Here is a 16,047-nt window from a genome sequence, read left to right as displayed (position 1 = left end):
TTGGTTCGATGTTTTCCAATTATTTTTGCTTCTTCAATCAAAGAATCATCTAATGCAAGATTTGTAGCCATAATAATACCTCCATTTTTATTTACACATAATTGTAAGTATTTTGATGTGTGATGTCAAGTATATTGTTAAAATCAGGCCATGAGTTTTCTCACTGCCTTGCAGTGTTGAGCAAGATCATCCAATTATTTTTGTCTTTTTGTAACCCAGAATCTACGGTTCATCCGTAGAATTCTGTTGTTGAAATATCTTTTTTACAGCTTATTCTTTCGAGTTGGATTTCTTTGCATAAACCCAGGGGCCAGGGGCAGACCATTTTTTCGGATTTGAACTTTCAGAGGAAAGATCTGAAATAATCGGAGAGATAAAATTATCTACCATAATTGCAATCTCTTTAAATGATGCTGGGACATGTTGTTGTTGGAGTCTTTTCCAAAACGCAATCCATTGAGTCTGCTTGGCATCTCTAAAAAATTCAGTGAATGCTTCGATTTTTGGAGATAATTTTGTTCCCCGTCTTTCAAAAGTAATTCGGATAGCCTCAGTTAAAGTGTTGCCATCAAAATCATAAAGCCGTGACAATAACCAGATATCATAAAAATCTTTCATACGGCTATTCAATATACCCAGTTTGACCATAGCTTCAAATTTTTCAGCGATTGAACTTTCGCGGCTGTAACAGAGCAAATGTGGTACAGGAAAATCAAGTATAGTAGGGAATTCAAGTCTCTCAGGTTTTGGATATACAGCATCCCCGAAACCGATGTCCAGTTGCATATGTATCCTTGCTTTTTCCAGTTTTCCCAGGAATCGTAGCCTGATTCCCTCATAATCCGCATCTTCGGTAATCCGTTCACACTGAATGGAATCGGGATCAAAATCCAATCCATCCGGTTCCACATCCACAATCATTATATCCTGGATTTGTCTTATGATTTCAGCCTCGTTGTTGCTCGTAATTCCAGGCATATCAATGTCCATGGTTGGGGGGGGGACCCTGGAGATCGCCAAATCCTGAGCATTAATGCGCCTTTAAGAATAAATCAATCCGCATGTACCGATAAGGAAAATCTGTACAGAAATCTCTCCATGGCATAATATTGAAGCAACTCATTAAAAGGGCGCTGATCAGTTTTAGCCCGATTAAGAAGTCGTTGCCGCACAGATGCCGGGATGTTCTTAGCTGATTTCATATTATTGTTTCCAGATAGGGCAGCATCACATTTTTAACCCGACAGATTTTTGCATATTTGATGAGTTTATTGAGATTGAAATTTCTTCTTGTTTTATAGAGTTTCAATGCTTCCAAAACGACATCCATTCCAACCTTATTGCGAAATTTGAAACAATCGGCCAGGGTTTTTTCTATATTATAAATTCTTACAGGCACCTCATCAATCCGATGGTTTTCGATGCCAGCATTAAAAGCGTCATTTGAAAATCGGTGTGACTGAATAGGAGGGTAGTCAAGCGAAGGGAGTCGCGAAGATCTATATACCGCTATAGAAACAGAGTGTGGAATCTGTGTTGTGATGTCATGAAACGCCAGTGCTGAGATAAGGCAAATGACAGATTTCGGAAATCTAAGGCTCACTGTAACCAGATCAGGATTGTTAATCGGTGGAAGCTCTTTCAGTCGATAGACACCTCTGCTTATCTGTTCGATGACACCTTTGTCCCTTAGCTTATATAGCATATAACGCGAAATACCGTTTTTGATGGCTTCACTCATTCTAAGTTGACCACCATGTTCACGGAAAATTTGTTTTGATTGGTTTTTCATAAGTATTTTTCAGACATATTGTCATTCTTTATTAATATATGGTGACATTATGTCTGGCTTTGAGAAAAAAATCAAACTTTTTTCCTGCATTCTTTACATTTTTTTCAAGGCTATTGAGGAACTCTCATTCTTTTATTTTCTGACGTACAACGGTTTGAGCTCAGGAACCACCGACCGTAGGGTTGAAATTTGGAAAAGGCAAAGCCGCCCCCAGCGGTCCGCTGAAGTGCGGGTTATCTTGGTGTTAATATCTTTTTAAATAGAACTTTTTGATCATTTTTATCTAAATAGCCTGTTGTAATAGGCAAACCATCTATTTCAGAATTACCTGGTTCAATTGAAAAACCCATTTGTTTGTGAAAACCAATAGACAGCTTATTTATTGGAGCAGTGCATGATTTAACAATTGTTCGAGAGTCCAGTAAACAAGTGTTGAAAAATTTTTGGTATAAGGTTCGAGCCAAACCGGATTTTCGGACATCTGGATGAATACCGACAAAGTGAATATACCCTTCACTAGGATATTTTTGTGAAAAAAACCCGACTAAAAAACCACACAAAATCAGTACCTGTTTCAGCAACAAAAGAGGTGCTGTTAAAGTGCATGAGAAATAATTTTGGAACGGAATTTCTCAAGTCCCTTCCTCCCCCCGTTCTCCGGTCAAATAACCTAATAACTGTGGGGAACCTAAGTTTTAAAAACTTTCAAGCTTGCCTTTGCACCTGAAGCGCCATGTTATCTGATTGTTTCCATAGATTATCCTACAATTAAATTACAATATAAAAATTTATTTGACAATACCTATATTGGTTGTTATGATTTAGTTATTGCATAACTACTTAATGAGATTATTTATGATTATTGAACCAGCTGAAATTTTTAAAGTTTTAAGTGTGGACACACGAGTAAACATTGTTGAACTACTCAAGGCAAATGGTCCTTTAGGGGTCAAAGACATCTCAGAAAAACTTGGCATCACTCCACCAGCCGTCTCACAACATCTTAAAATATTAAAACTAGCCGGGTTAGTGAGAAGTGAGAGAAAAGGGTATTGGATTCCGTATTCGATAAATGAAGAAGCCATGGAGGGCTGTCGAGAAATATTAAATGAAGTTTGCTCATGTGGATGCAAAGGAACAGGTAAATTTAAAGAGAATGAAATAACCACGATTGGTATCGACGAGCTCAAAAAATATGAAATTGAGTTACAAAAAGAACTCGATAGAGTGCAAGGAAGGGTCAAAGAAATAGAAGCTGAGAAATGAGCTTTTTTTTTGCCAAACTGATTAAGTTATTGCGCAAATACATAACATAAAAGGAGGTGATAAAAATGATTGAGAACAAAGACAGTTGTGATTGCGGATGTATCCCCGCAAGAGAGGAAAAAAAGGAATCCTGTGAATGCGATTGCATACCTTTAAAAATGGCCAAAATCGATGATAATTGTGGATGCGGATGTGTCCCATTTAAAAAAGAGGCTCAACAAGAAAAGTAATATTAAGTTAAATTTTATTTTACAGAGGGGAATTAGGATTTAATCAATTATCCTGGTTCCCCTTCTTTTTTCACTAAATCATATCTCGTGGATCTCACAGATAACGCTAGCATAAGTGGTTTTGCCCAGAGCGAGGAACGAGCGGCGGGTAAAATCCATCTTAATGCACTTGTTATGGCAAAGTTTCACTCTAAAAAATTCCTTAAGCTACCTTCCCTGATGATTTCTTTCCGCCCTTGAATGCTATCCAGACCACAAGTGCTAATTCTCCCACAATGTTGGGAAGAGCAAGGACACTGGTTAGTATCGCCGGGTAGTTGGGTAGAATGATTAGTCCGGCACTGTCTATAAGATATCCTTTCCTTTTATCCTTTTTCCTTCTTATCCTTTATCCTTTTAACAAAGGTGCACTGGCAGAGCAATTAATCGCTCAGCAGATTATGGTACAGCATCAATATTTTATAGAACCTGAGTTGTATTATTGGGCAAGAGAGAAAAAAACTGCCTCTGCTGAAGTTGATTTTGTCATTACAAATAATAAAAGGCAAATTATTCCAGTGGAAGTAAAAGCTGGAAGTACAGGCAGCTTACGCTCTTTACAGATCATGGTCGTTGAAAAATCGCTTCATCATGCAGTTCGATTCAACTCAATGCCGCCTTCAATATTCCATGAAAAAAGAAACACCGTCAAAGGCGAATCCCGGTTTACTCTTTATTCACTGCCTCACTATCTTTCAGGACAGTTAATGAGAATTGTAAATAAAATAAATTGAAAAAATTTTATCTTAAGCGTGTGTGCCCTGGCTTCCTAATCGAAACAATCCAAACGACCGAAACCAGATGCAAAGGAGGTCAGAAAAGCTTCATCCGTCAACTCAGCCGCCAGAGCAGCAAGATCTCTGCCATCCAAATCTCCATCATGATCGACATCTTCAGGGCAGGTGGATGTGCTGATCACCACCGTCACAGGCTCGGTAGTCCTACTGTCATAGACAACTATTCCTATAATTGAATATTTCCCCTTTTCATTGTTCTGGGTATCCCAGGTGTCGTTGAAGGTGATGCTCTCTCCGGGATTTAAATCAATCACCCCGTGTTTGAATTCCTCTATAGTCCCTTTCGATGAATGCCCCTGGATTCGAATTATGGCCGTTCCATTTATGCTTTGGGTACCGGTATTCCAGAAGTCCATGGAGATGGAGACACTCTGCCCTATTGTAAAATATTCAGGTATGGCAGTTAAGGATTCGACCGCTCCTGCGATTATACCAATACGGAACATCCTGGTCTTTACATCCAGCAGATTTCCCAGGACGTCCTTCAGGGTCATTTCCATGTAGTATGAACCCGGCCCAAATCCTGTGCTGTTCCACACGGGTCTGAAAACAGCATGACCGGAAAGCCCTTTGAGTGTTTCAAGCAGCAGGCTGTCAACGGGACTCTCATTCCCGTCCTGTTTGATCAGGATGCTGACAACTACATCCATGGGAGCACCTGAATTTTCAATGTCCATATTGAAATGGATCAGATCACCTTCTATATAGTCATCCACTTCAGTTAAGGCATTTGTTATAGACACATCTGAAACCATTGTTTCAATGTCAAAGATGTAATACGGATAAAACCTGATTTCCTTTGTTTCTGAATTGTATTTAATGGGATACATCTTTATGAACAAGGTGCTTGTGCCGTCTGGATTTTCAATCACATGCCAGCGGTAATTTTTTTCAGGCACCCAGCCTTCACCATCCGGTGCGCTGCCCTTGCTGGCAGAACCTCCTCCTGCCATGAGATTCTGGTTAACAGGAAGATTAAGTCCGGTATCCAAAACCGGTTCAGCCCGGTGGATTAGTTGAACATTTTGAACCCTGTGACCCAGAGGATAATCCACAGCAACAGAATAACAGGGAATCCGATAAGTTCCGGATTCAAGTATCAAATCACCGCCCGGGATATCTAAAAAATGAAATCCATCTTCCACTGAAACTGTATAGTCGGGTATGTTAATTTCCATGGAAGAAGGCGGTTCATCACCATCGGTTTGCTGCAAAGACGTATCCTCAAGAGAAGAGGCACTTTCTGAAGCAACAGCACCGAATTTTGGATCACCGTATATATTATACTCCCAGATCCAGAGCTGCCAAACTTGATTTGTACTCCAGCGATCCCGCTTCAAATCTGTGAAAGCCTTGCCCACCGTTGTGTTTGCTTTCCACCATTTTTCGAAAAAAGCTTTACCACAAAGAACATTACGGCCGATTTCAGACACCTCGGTTGCCCCGATAAAAACAGCCGCTCCCTGATCAAAAAAGGCTTCTGCAAAATTATCATCTCCTCCGGCATAGCTGCAGGTGTTTGCCGTGTGATCTTCATATGATCCGGACAGGCACGCCCATGAAAGGGCCAGGGGATTGGTGTCACCAAATTCAATGGCTGGAACAGGGGGGACTGCCAGGGGGTCTCCCGGGAAATCATCAGTATCAAGATCTTCCCAGGAGTCCGGGCCTCCATGGCCCATATAGACAATGACGTCCTGATCGGATGCATCACTTCTAAACTGGGGCACCCGTTGATTGGCTGTCAAATCCTTAAAGTGTAATTTTGTGACAGTGAACTCACCTTTAATCTTTGTCTCAACAGAATCTACAAAACCACTAAACATCTTCTGTATAGTAGTGTTTCCATCTGTACCGCTGACCAGAAGGGCATCTGATCGTTCAAATCCATATCCCTGATGACCGCTATGGACCCGGTTGCTCGTCTGGATGGCCATGGCAAGGTCTGATGCATCATTTCCTATTATCCTGCCCACGATGAGTTCCGGAGAGTTATTGCTGCCCCCGGTATTGGCATAGGGCAGATCACTGTTGTCTACTTCCCTAGTAATACACGTCGTATTGCTATAAGAAATATTCCATATAAGTCCACTGCCCCAGGCCGGGATGATTTCTGTCTCTCCCACGATAAGGAGGTATCCCTTGCTGGTCGTTCGAAAATCTGCATGCATTTTTTTGCCCCACAGCCCATTGGATAGAATCAGGCCGCGTATGGTATTTCTGTTTGATACATTCAGATATCCCAAAATTCCATTTTTATTCCATGCCAGTTGTGCCATCTCCGAGAAGAGATCATTGACATCGTCTGGATTTGCAGGATTCAAGGTGGAAAGCTGCCCCGGGTGTGTCATGATTAAATAATCGCTCTGGGCAACAGCCGTCTCATGGGCTTCGATCATCTTCCTCTCCTGGACATCGGATGTCTTAAGGATGGTAAATTGTATATCCTTTTGAAACGTTCTGTTCAAAACTGCCCCTGTTTCATAAAAGAGTTTCACTGTCTGTCCCACAGCGGGCTGGGGCGGTGACGGATGCAGCAGTACCGGAACAAGGTAAAAAATATAAGTTCTGGTATTCCCCGAAGAGAGGGTCACGCTGTCCTTGATGATACAAACGCCCCGGTTGGTGCTTGAATCGAACCGGGCTGTATAATCCGCACCGTTGACGTTGAGTCGGGATATGGCCTGAAAGCCTGACATGGCATCATGGATCTCTATGTTTTTTGCCTCCATTGTACCTTGATTTTTTACAGTAATTTCACAGACAAATTTGTTGCCATATTGGAACAGTTCATGTTTCTCTATGATAAGATCCGGTTTAAATGGAGAAGACTGGTTGTTGACTGTTACATCAATGGTATCCACGCCCTGATTCATATCCTTATCAGTTGCCGTAACGCCTAATCGGTAGCTGCCATTGGGTATATAACGGGTATCCCACCAGAATTTAACGTTAAGAGACGGGCTGACAGGAAAACTTCCGCCACCGATTTTTATTCCATCAACAAACCATTCAACTTCGCTCCAGCCGGAATCATCACTCACTGTGACATAAACCGGAACATTCCCTGAAAGTGAATCCAGATCAATTGACGGATGATAAATATTGACTTGGGGTACCTCTGTATCCACAAAATTAAAGACATCAATATTACGGGTATCCACTTTCATTCTCCCGAAAAAATCTTCGGCAACCACCTTCAGAACATGTTCACCGTTAAGGAATCGGGTGGTATCAATATGAAATTCATAGGGCGGAGAAAAGATGGTGGTGACCGGTGAATCATCGATGAAAAAAATTAATTTTTCAATACCGTTGTTGTCCATGGCATCGGCAGAAAAAATGACGGTTCCCTGTGAGATTCCGGTTTCGTTAATGGTGACTTCAGGATCTATCTGGTCCGGTACGGCAAGGGTATCAAACATGAGGTCATCGCTTTCAATGGTGTTTCCACAGGTGTCCGTTGATAGCACTGTAAAGCCATAGGTTGCCGAAGGGTCAAGACCGCTCAATGTGATTTCGTGAATTTTTGTAAAAGTGGTCTCAACTTCTTCCGAGTCATTCAATTGCGCATCTCTTCCGTAGCGGACAGTACTGACACTGTCTTCATCAGTCTCCCAGGAGATACGGACTGAGCTCTGGGTTATGAGAGATAGGGTGGGACCTGAAATGATTTGTGGTGGCGTGGAATCAAATATGTCCCAGAAGTTGTTGTCCGTTAAAATCTTTCCTGTAAGAGGATGAGAATATTGAATCCGGTTTTTGTTTATCACAGCGCCCCCCACGGTTACAGCACCGGTGGACGTATAATCTGTAGAGTCTGTCTCCAGCAGATTATAATAGTTACAAACTTCAGGTATAGGCAGCCAGTACCATCCATGGGCATTGGTGGTGGTGGTGGTGACAAGTATGCCAAGGTCTCCTGCGTTGTCTGAACAATAAAGTTGTACACCCACGTCCGATAGTGGAGTGGTTTCATCGCCCAGGGCACCCGAGTAGACATATCCTGACAGCCAGGCCGTACTCAATAAGGCTTCATCAGCCCCCATATCTACTATGGCCGTACCGTTGCCATCTCCGTCAAGAATGCGGATCTGCCCTTCAAAATCAGTAGAGATCCCTGTAGGCAGTGCCCCGTTATCGCCACTATCAATACATGGCGAGCCCATTTCCAGGTGGAAGTCGCCGTTTTCGGCATCCACAAGCATTGGGTCCACATCCTTATTGCCTGTTCCAGTAAAACCGCCCTGTACATCGCAGTACGCCACATCAGCCGTACCACTTATTCCATCCGGAGTATTTCCCCAGATTACGCAGTTGCGGATCACGCAGGTGCTGAGGCTGTTGATACCGCCGCCACTCAATACAGCCGAATTACCGGTAAAGGTACAGTTCACCACTATGGGGTTGGAAGACCCCTCGTTGTACATCCCTGCTCCATTATCGGCGGTATTGTTCGAAAAGATACAATTGACCACTGTGGGTGAAGCATCCTCATTGTGCATCCCCCCGCCGTAGGTGGCTCCATTGCCTGAAATTTGGCAGTTGCTTATCACAGGTGACGACCCGTTAAGATGTAAGCCGCCCCCTTCAGAGGCCGACCCGTTGACAATCAAGAATCCGTCAAGTGTTGCTGTCGAATCCACTCCACTTGCCATAACGACTGAATCAATGCCGCCACCGTCAATGATTGTATGCACTAGAGGATTATCCCCTGCCCCCGCGCCCAGGACCTTTACAGTATTTCTAAGCTGAATGTTTTCGTGATAAGTCCCTGCTGCTACGTGGACAGTCCCTCCTCCGGAACCAAAGGCAGCGTCTATGGCGGCTTGAATGCTGGCTCCCGGGCCAACATACCAGTCGGTAATTATGTCACATGTGTCTGCCATCTCATTGCAGGTTTCATTTGCCTCGCAAGGTGGTTCACCCGACTGACAGTCGCCTGTCCCGTCGCAGGTTTCCGATCCGTCACAGAATGCATCGTTGGGACAGGGAGTGCCTGAAGGAAGGTTATTTTCATCGCACTGGCCCGAACCGTCACAGGTATCGGAGTTGCTGCAGTCACTAGCAGAGGAATCACCACAGGATGACCCGGATGGTTTATTCGGATGGGTGCAGCTTCCTGTACTGTTACATTGATCGTACGTACACTCGTTCCCATCATCCGTACAGGAGCTACCGTAAGAAGCATTTTTGGAAAGGCATGCCCCTGCACCATTACAAATATCCGGATCGGTGCAGTCCGTATTAGAAGGGTCTCCACAGGCACTGCCGTAAGGCTTGTAAGGGTGGGTGCACGCGCCGATGCCGTTACAGATATCATTGGTGCACTCGTTGCCGTCGCCTGCACATGCATTACCATAGGATACGTTGTTGGCAACGCATACGCCTGAGCTACAGGTGTCCGGATTAGTGCAGTCTGTATTGGAAGGATCTCCGCAGAGTGTGCCATTGGGTGCGTTGGATTGAATGCAGGCACCGGATCCATTGCAGATATCGACGGTACATTCGTTGCCGTCGTCGCCGCAGACAGTGCCGTAAGATTTGTTCGAATACTCGCATGTCCCTGCACCGCAGGTATCTGTCGTACAGGGATTACCATCATCACAATCCTCAGCTATTCTGCATTCTTCAATCGTCAGACGGACCCCAAGGCACAGGGTGCAGCCTGCTGAATTGCTATTATACGAACCCACCTCAATAAAGTATTCATACCCGTCCGTTACGTCAAATGAAACTTTCGATGCCCTATACCCTCCGCAGATATTGCTACAGCCTGCATCCAGCGAATCATCGTTGCAGGCATAGGTCATAACAAATCCGCTGCAACCGTTTAATACACGCACCACCGTATCAAAGCTTGTGGTGGGATGGCAGGTTGTAAAGGTGGCCTTGCCGTCAATTTCCGATATGAAGCGAAACCATGTAGGATACCCTATCGCCTTGGTGGTGCCATTGCAGGACCAGCTTTCGGAAATTGATAGAGCGTCTGCTGCATCAATTTCGGCTTCATGTGATCCAAAGGAGCCTGGCAGTTCCATGGCCTCCTGGCAGATGATATTGCGTGGCGGATCACCGCACGGTGTACCAATGGTGACGATCAGACCAAGACAAAGGGCACAGTTCCCGCTGTTCTGGTTGTATGATCCCACACGAATCCTGTACGAGCTTCCTGCTGTGGCCCAAAACCTCACCTTGCTCGGTCGGCCCGTGCAGCTGGAATCACAATACTCATCCGTACTGTCATCATTGCAGGCCACCTGATTGAACAACTCACAGCCCGTCCCGGAAAATACATCCAGCACAGTATCATAACTGGTCATGGGATGACAGGTACTCACCGTTACCCACCCGGTGACAGTCGGGGTGACCGAAAAGTACACCAAATCACCTACCGAATAAAGACTGCAAGACATCGATATTGTGCTCGAGGCATCGGATACGTCCATCAAAACAACGTGCTGGCCGACATTGCCGGGGATGACACGCGGTGCATAACAAGCACTTGACGCAGGCTCCGTATACAGACACCCGGCTAAAGAAAGGGAAGGAAAGCTAACTAAAAAAAAGAAACCCTGTAAAAACAACAGGCCTAAAATGATTGCATATATTTTAATCTGCTTCATCACCACGCCCTCCTTAGGTTTTGCTTTATCATTATTTTGTTATAATACATGCAAGAAATGTTCCATTTTTAACCACACCATGAAAGTCTTATATGGTAATATTTACAGTAATTTATGGTAATTTTTTCCATAGGAAATAAATGTAACATTGTGAAAAAAATTACATACAATTAGGAAAAATATTACACAATTGAAAAAAATATATTTAATCTAAAAAATATTCAAATAATATCCCGGGACAAGTCCTGTTGTGAAATAATTTGCATTGAAATATATGTTTTAGTAGTGTGATATTGAAATATTTATTTCCACCTATGGCAGGATCGAAAATAAATTTTATTATTAATTCGGAATCATGTTCCTAAATTTTTCTTACACATTTATGAACATATAAAAAAGGAGGGCCTCTATGAAAAAAATATTGTTCCAGGCAGTTACTGCAATCATGTTCATTTTCATCTTTTTTTCAATTGTTCATGCCAAAATTGAATGGAATATCCTAAACAGTATTGACCTTGATGAAAAGCCGATAGACGTAACCATATCCAAAGACGGGGCAACCATTTATATACTTTGTGAAAAAAGCATAAAAGTTCATTCAAAATCCGAAAATAAAATTACTGAAATCATACCGCTGACCGACACTTTTTCCCAGATCGTTGTGTCTCCCGATGGAGAAAAACTATTTCTAACAGATGCAGAAAATAACCGGATATCAATCATTCAGATAGTAAAAATCTTTAATATTCAAACAGGCCGGTCGCCGGTAATCGGTAAAGCCGATGCACCTGTAACTATAGTTGTTTTTTCTGACTACCAATGACCTTATTGTGCCAGGGTTTTCCCTGTACTTGAGCAGTTGCTTGAGAAATATCCGAATGACGCAAACCTTGTTATCAAACACTATCCTCTTAGAATACATAAAGCTGCAAGAAAATCTGCTGTGGCTGCGCTTGCGGCCGCCAATCAGGAAAAATATCGAGAGATATCAAAAATTTTCTTTCAAAATTACAATAAATTGAATGATGAAAAGATAAAATTTCTTGCGCTGGAAACCGGTCTTGACATGGAAAAATTTGAAAAAGATTTAAAAGATCCTTCTATCAACACCAAAATCAATTTCGATGTCCGGCTGGCACAAAAAGTTAAGGTTCGAGGAGTTCCAGCCATATTTATTAACGGTAAACTTGTTAAGAACCGCTCAATTGATGCCATGTCCCGAATGATAGATAAGGAGCTGGACAAAAAAAAGCATGAAACTGTTCCCGGTAATACCGAATAGCTGCCTACAAAATTCCAACCTGTATTTAAATCGATTTTTTTTAAATCGTATAAATTTCTATTGAAAATGCAAGCTTGAAAGGTATAGATTAGAAAATGGCTAACCTGTTTTTAAAGCAGGGGATTAAAAAATCAGATAATGTTGTTCTTCTCCTTGATAGATCCCTGGTTTTTATTGTTGTCTACATTGCCCTTCAAAAAATAGGAGCGGTATGTGTGCCCCTGAATCCGGGATTTAAAAAATTTGAGTTAACCTATCTGCTAAATGATGCAGCACCGTCGCTTACGATCCTAAAGGTGCTGTTCTGACCCAGAAATATCTGGTGCATGATGCAAAAAATATTATTAACATATGGGAAATTTCAGAGTCTGATACCTTGTGTCATTCTCTGCCCCTTTTCCATGTTCACGGGTTATGTTTTGCCCTGCACACGGCCTTGATTTCAGGGGCACATGTGGTGCTGTTTGATAGGTTTACTCCTGAAATCGTGCTTGATATTTTAAAAGAAAACAAGACAGATCTGGCCTGTTCCATATTCATGGGAGTTCCGGCCATGTATTCAAAACTTATTGACGTGCTAAAAAATCAAACGCTTTGTTTCGATCACATGAGACTCTGGACATCAGGATCAGCACCCCTTCCGGTTAAAGAGTTTCAAAGGATCAAACAAATATTTGGTAAAGAGCCTGTGGAGCGGGAAGGCATGTCGGAAACCGGTATCCTCCTCGGTATGTTCCTGGTAGCAGTGATGCCGACAACCATTTCAAGCGGTGTAGGGATGACAGGAAATGCCGATGGGAACATGGCCCATGCACTCTTTGTAACGATTGTTTCCAATTGTATTGCCATTGTTTCCATTCCATTGGTACTTTCAATTTTTTTGCTTTTGCAGCAGCAGGATACAGTACTGTCCATTGATCAAAAAGCGATTATTGTAAAATTGCTGATCCTGGTGCTCCTGCCGTTGATCACCGGCATGTTTTTAAAGAAGATGGTTTTCAATATTACGGCAAACCGAAAAAAGATTATGGGAATTATCAATCAATGCTGTGTGATCTGTATTGTTTTTATGTCATTGTCAGGCGTCAAGGAGATTCTTATATCCAAAAGCAGCAGCTTTTTCTTGATAGTTCCCCTGGTCATTGTTTTTCATCTGTGTCTTTTGGGATTTTTCTGCCTGGTTTCCCGGCTTCTTAACATCGGCAAAGGCAAACGCGAGAGTGTGATTTTCATGGGATCACAAAAAACCCTGCCCCTTTCTGTCATGCTGTAGATGACCTATTTCCCAGAATATGGAACAGCTCTCCTTGTCTGTGTGGTGCATCATATTACTCATCTTATGATTGACGGGTATCTTGCAGTAAAGTTTAAGTAGCCTGAAGATTATCTGACTCCGCGATCATTTATTTTTTTGCCGGGCAATGTAATTACAAATCACCGGCTCGCCCGGTGCATTTTTTTGTTGATTTTTATTGTGGACAATCAAGCACCAGAGCAATCTCAGGTTTTGAATTGTCACACTCCCGGATTATGGAAACTACTATTTCAATACCTGCCCTAAATGTTGAACAAGAAACAGATTATTCTATGGGGCTGTTGTTGTCCGGAACACGATATTGAAACCAGCTCAACCAGATCTGGTCAATCTTGTGGGGAATCTGGCGGGGCTGTATCCGAACCCTATGGTCCCCAGTATATTTTAGTATTACAGGTACAGCGTGGGCGCCGTCACTTGCCCATCCCCAGTTATGTGCCGGATGGATATTAGCCCAGTTGCCGAACATCCGACCGCGGCCTGTACCGATTTGCCGGTCAAACTGAAGCCAGACAGAATCGGCATAAAGATCATCAGATTCACATTTTCCCCTCAGCCATATGATATAGCTTCCGGCTGGTGCGAAAAAACCTATGTCCACATAGATTTTTGGATCTTTCAGGGGTTTTGAAACCGCTTCATTAGTAAATCCGATGGCCTCTCCTTCAACGGCATTTCTGTCTTTGACGATTTGCACTCCGGTTGCCGAGAGTTTTGCAGCCGAACTTATATTAAGGATAATATCTTTGTTCTTGTCATAGATGACCGGGCCGGGTTTCTTGGAAATACCGACCGCGGTGGAGCTGTTTGTTACGGAAAAAACGATTAGACCGATGAAAACCAAATGGGGGATCACAAGTGCATTTCGTCTGTGCAGTATATCATAGAAGGGATGAGAGGTTTTCATTCCGAAAAGGAAACGTAACAGATCGATTTTGCGGATAAAGATCATATAAATTGCAATGATGATTAAGAATGAACCACAAAAAACAAGGCCCCATTTTATAAAATCATGAATTACCAAAGGCATTACAAAATACCCCACACACAACAGTACGGTCTGGTGCAGGACATAAAACGGCATGACCCCTTCATTGAGATGTTTTAGACCGGGATGGTCAAAGGATAAATACCGCATACCAAACCCTGTAATGGCAAGAAGCCAGGTCCAGGAACAGACATATCTTAAAAAGGAATATAAAAAAGGGCTTATATCAACTGGGAAAACAATATAGGAACGGCTGAAAGACTGGTAAAGGTAAAATATGGTTAATATTACAGCGATGAGAAGAGATAATCCGCATTTATCTTTAATTTTCAGGCTCAATTCCGGACTGGAGGCAATAACAAATCCTGCAATCAGAAACCATAAGTAATAGATAAATCCCCACCCACCACTGCCGGCATTTAATATCGAGGCTGGGATGATTAATTTCATTGCTAATAAGACAAAGGGAAATATCATGTACATTAGAACGGGATTATCTAACAGCTTTGTAAACCTGACAAGCAGTCTATTTGCACTTCCCATAAGCCATTTGAACAACCCGTAACATAAAAGACTGAACAAAAATAAAAACAACAAATACCAAAGATGCATGCCGTGAAATGCAAAATTCCCGGTCCCTCCGATTTCCAGATAAAGGTCGGAAAAATAAGATGGAAAGAAAGAAAAGAATGAACCGGAAAACTGGTTATGAGTGATGCGTTCCAGATAAATCTGTAACGCACTGTGAGTAAATGTTCCAAAGATCAAAGGAATCATCAGCCGGGTAAATTTATCTGCGTAGAATTGTTTCCATCCTGATTTTTTTCTCAGGACATAGAAAAGACCGATACCCGAAATAATGAAAAAAACCGGCATCATCCAGAGGGTGGCAAAATAATTCCAAATTTCCACCCAGACATAGGTGTCGGTATTTTTAACATGCCAGGCTTCCAGGTTAAAGAACCGGGTGCTGTGATATAAAAATACAATCAGGATTGCCAGAACCCTGATCCAGTCAAATTCATATTTTCTTTTGGAGAAGGTGCTTTCTTTTTTCATTTCTCAAAACTTCCTGAATTTTGCTTTTCTATTATAATTTAAAAACGCTATGATTTTTAGCAGTTGCCCATTCGTGAAGCAAGTCTTCAAGATAGCCAACTATTTCAGACTCTTTCAAATCTATGAGAATAATTATGTCATGAGCTGTTCGCTTTTTTCCTTCATTTCCTATATAAAAAACATCCCAACCATTCAACGATTTGATAATTTCAATCTTTCTTCCATATACATTGAATTTCATTTTTTCTTATTTACAGAACGTTTCCAAATCACCGGCTCGTCTGGTGCATTTGGATTGTTACGTTTTTAAGACAATAATCAATGTTTGGCCCCAAGCTCATAAAAATAGAATATCGGTCTGATTTCCGGCCAATAATTGCCGGCAATTGGAAATAAACACAAATGGATCAACAATGTTCCCCTGAATCAATTAATGCTTGTCATTTTAACGCCTTTATAATGGATTTTACTGCCTTTTCAAGAATAGTTCTCGGGCAGGCAATATTGAACCGTTCGAATCCGGTACCGTTGTCTCCGAACCAGTTCCCATGATCAAGACCGACTTTGGCGGTTTCTTCCAGAAGCCTAATCTGGCTTTCATTGTCATGCCCAAGTTCCCTGAAATCAGCCCAGGCCAGATAAGTTCCCTCCAG

General features: G+C 42.3%; 13 protein-coding genes and 2 pseudogenes. 7 read left to right on the top strand and 8 right to left on the bottom strand.

Translation table 11 applies throughout. From position 1 onward, the window contains the following. From K8S13_RS25850 to K8S13_RS24770, 4 genes are all read right to left on the bottom strand, one after another. A partial coding sequence (locus K8S13_RS25850; protein WP_367172885.1) for a type II toxin-antitoxin system VapB family antitoxin occupies positions 1-71 on the bottom strand: 71 nt, incomplete at its 3' end. Between the two features lie 199 nt (positions 72-270). After that, complete coding sequence (locus tag K8S13_RS24780; RefSeq protein WP_291466404.1) at positions 271-978, bottom strand: nucleotidyl transferase AbiEii/AbiGii toxin family protein; 708 nt, start codon at positions 976-978, stop codon at positions 271-273. Between the two features lie 220 nt (positions 979-1,198). Continuing rightward, positions 1,199-1,792: a type IV toxin-antitoxin system AbiEi family antitoxin domain-containing protein gene (locus K8S13_RS24775; protein WP_291466403.1), complete on the bottom strand. Its 594-nt coding sequence runs from the start codon at positions 1,790-1,792 to the stop codon at positions 1,199-1,201. A gap of 233 nt (positions 1,793-2,025) precedes the next feature. Further along, positions 2,026-2,373, bottom strand: coding sequence for a GNAT family N-acetyltransferase (locus tag K8S13_RS24770; RefSeq protein WP_291466402.1), 348 nt, complete (start codon positions 2,371-2,373; stop codon positions 2,026-2,028). A 274-nt stretch (positions 2,374-2,647) separates the two neighbouring features. Here K8S13_RS24770 and K8S13_RS24765 point away from each other — a divergent pair, with 274 nt between their 5' ends. The 3 genes from K8S13_RS24765 (at position 2,648) to K8S13_RS24755 (ending at position 4,061) form a co-directional block, all read left to right on the top strand. After that, positions 2,648-3,058 (top strand): helix-turn-helix transcriptional regulator, encoded by a 411-nt coding sequence (locus K8S13_RS24765; protein ID WP_291466401.1) that lies wholly within the window; start codon positions 2,648-2,650, stop codon positions 3,056-3,058. A 65-nt stretch (positions 3,059-3,123) separates the two neighbouring features. Continuing rightward, a complete protein-coding gene (locus K8S13_RS24760) occupies positions 3,124-3,288 on the top strand; it encodes a hypothetical protein (protein ID WP_291466400.1) in 165 nt (54 codons plus the stop codon). Positions 3,289-3,614: 326 nt separating this feature from the next. Further along, positions 3,615-4,061, top strand: coding sequence for a DUF4143 domain-containing protein (locus tag K8S13_RS24755; RefSeq protein ID WP_291466399.1), 447 nt, complete (start codon positions 3,615-3,617; stop codon positions 4,059-4,061). A gap of 35 nt (positions 4,062-4,096) precedes the next feature. Here K8S13_RS24755 and K8S13_RS24750 read toward each other — a convergent pair whose 3' ends face one another. Continuing rightward, on the bottom strand, positions 4,097-10,750 hold the full coding sequence (locus K8S13_RS24750; RefSeq protein WP_291466398.1) for a C25 family cysteine peptidase: 6,654 nt from the start codon (positions 10,748-10,750) through the stop codon (positions 4,097-4,099). A 409-nt stretch (positions 10,751-11,159) separates the two neighbouring features. Between K8S13_RS24750 and K8S13_RS24745 the strand changes: the two genes are divergently transcribed. The 4 genes and pseudogenes from K8S13_RS24745 (at position 11,160) to K8S13_RS24730 (ending at position 13,305) form a co-directional block, all read left to right on the top strand. After that, positions 11,160-11,573 carry a hypothetical protein gene (locus K8S13_RS24745; protein WP_291466397.1) on the top strand — a complete coding sequence of 138 codons (414 nt, stop codon included), beginning with the start codon at positions 11,160-11,162 and terminating at the stop codon, positions 11,571-11,573. A 12-nt stretch (positions 11,574-11,585) separates the two neighbouring features. Beyond that, positions 11,586-12,032: pseudogene (locus K8S13_RS24740) on the top strand (DsbA family protein); the annotation flags it as partial. 95 nt (positions 12,033-12,127) lie between these two features. Beyond that, the gene (locus tag K8S13_RS24735) at positions 12,128-12,340 is read left to right on the top strand and encodes an AMP-binding protein (protein WP_291466396.1); all 213 of its coding nucleotides are present in this window, start codon (positions 12,128-12,130) and stop codon (positions 12,338-12,340) included. 14 nt (positions 12,341-12,354) lie between these two features. Next, positions 12,355-13,305, top strand: coding sequence for a bile acid:sodium symporter (locus tag K8S13_RS24730; protein ID WP_291466395.1), 951 nt, complete (start codon positions 12,355-12,357; stop codon positions 13,303-13,305). 307 nt (positions 13,306-13,612) lie between these two features. Here K8S13_RS24730 and K8S13_RS24725 read toward each other — a convergent pair whose 3' ends face one another. The 3 genes and pseudogenes from K8S13_RS24725 to K8S13_RS24715 form a co-directional block, all read right to left on the bottom strand. After that, complete coding sequence (locus K8S13_RS24725; protein ID WP_291466394.1) at positions 13,613-15,394, bottom strand: acyltransferase; 1,782 nt, start codon at positions 15,392-15,394, stop codon at positions 13,613-13,615. 31 nt (positions 15,395-15,425) lie between these two features. Then, complete coding sequence (locus K8S13_RS24720) at positions 15,426-15,635, bottom strand: hypothetical protein (protein ID WP_291466393.1); 210 nt, start codon at positions 15,633-15,635, stop codon at positions 15,426-15,428. 199 nt (positions 15,636-15,834) lie between these two features. Then, positions 15,835-16,047, bottom strand: a pseudogene (locus K8S13_RS24715) (pyridoxal phosphate-dependent aminotransferase); the annotation flags it as partial.

The organism is Desulfobacula sp., from assembly GCF_021107415.1.
Note: the sequence above shows the minus strand (reverse complement) of the source record. Positions and strands in the feature narration are given on the sequence as shown.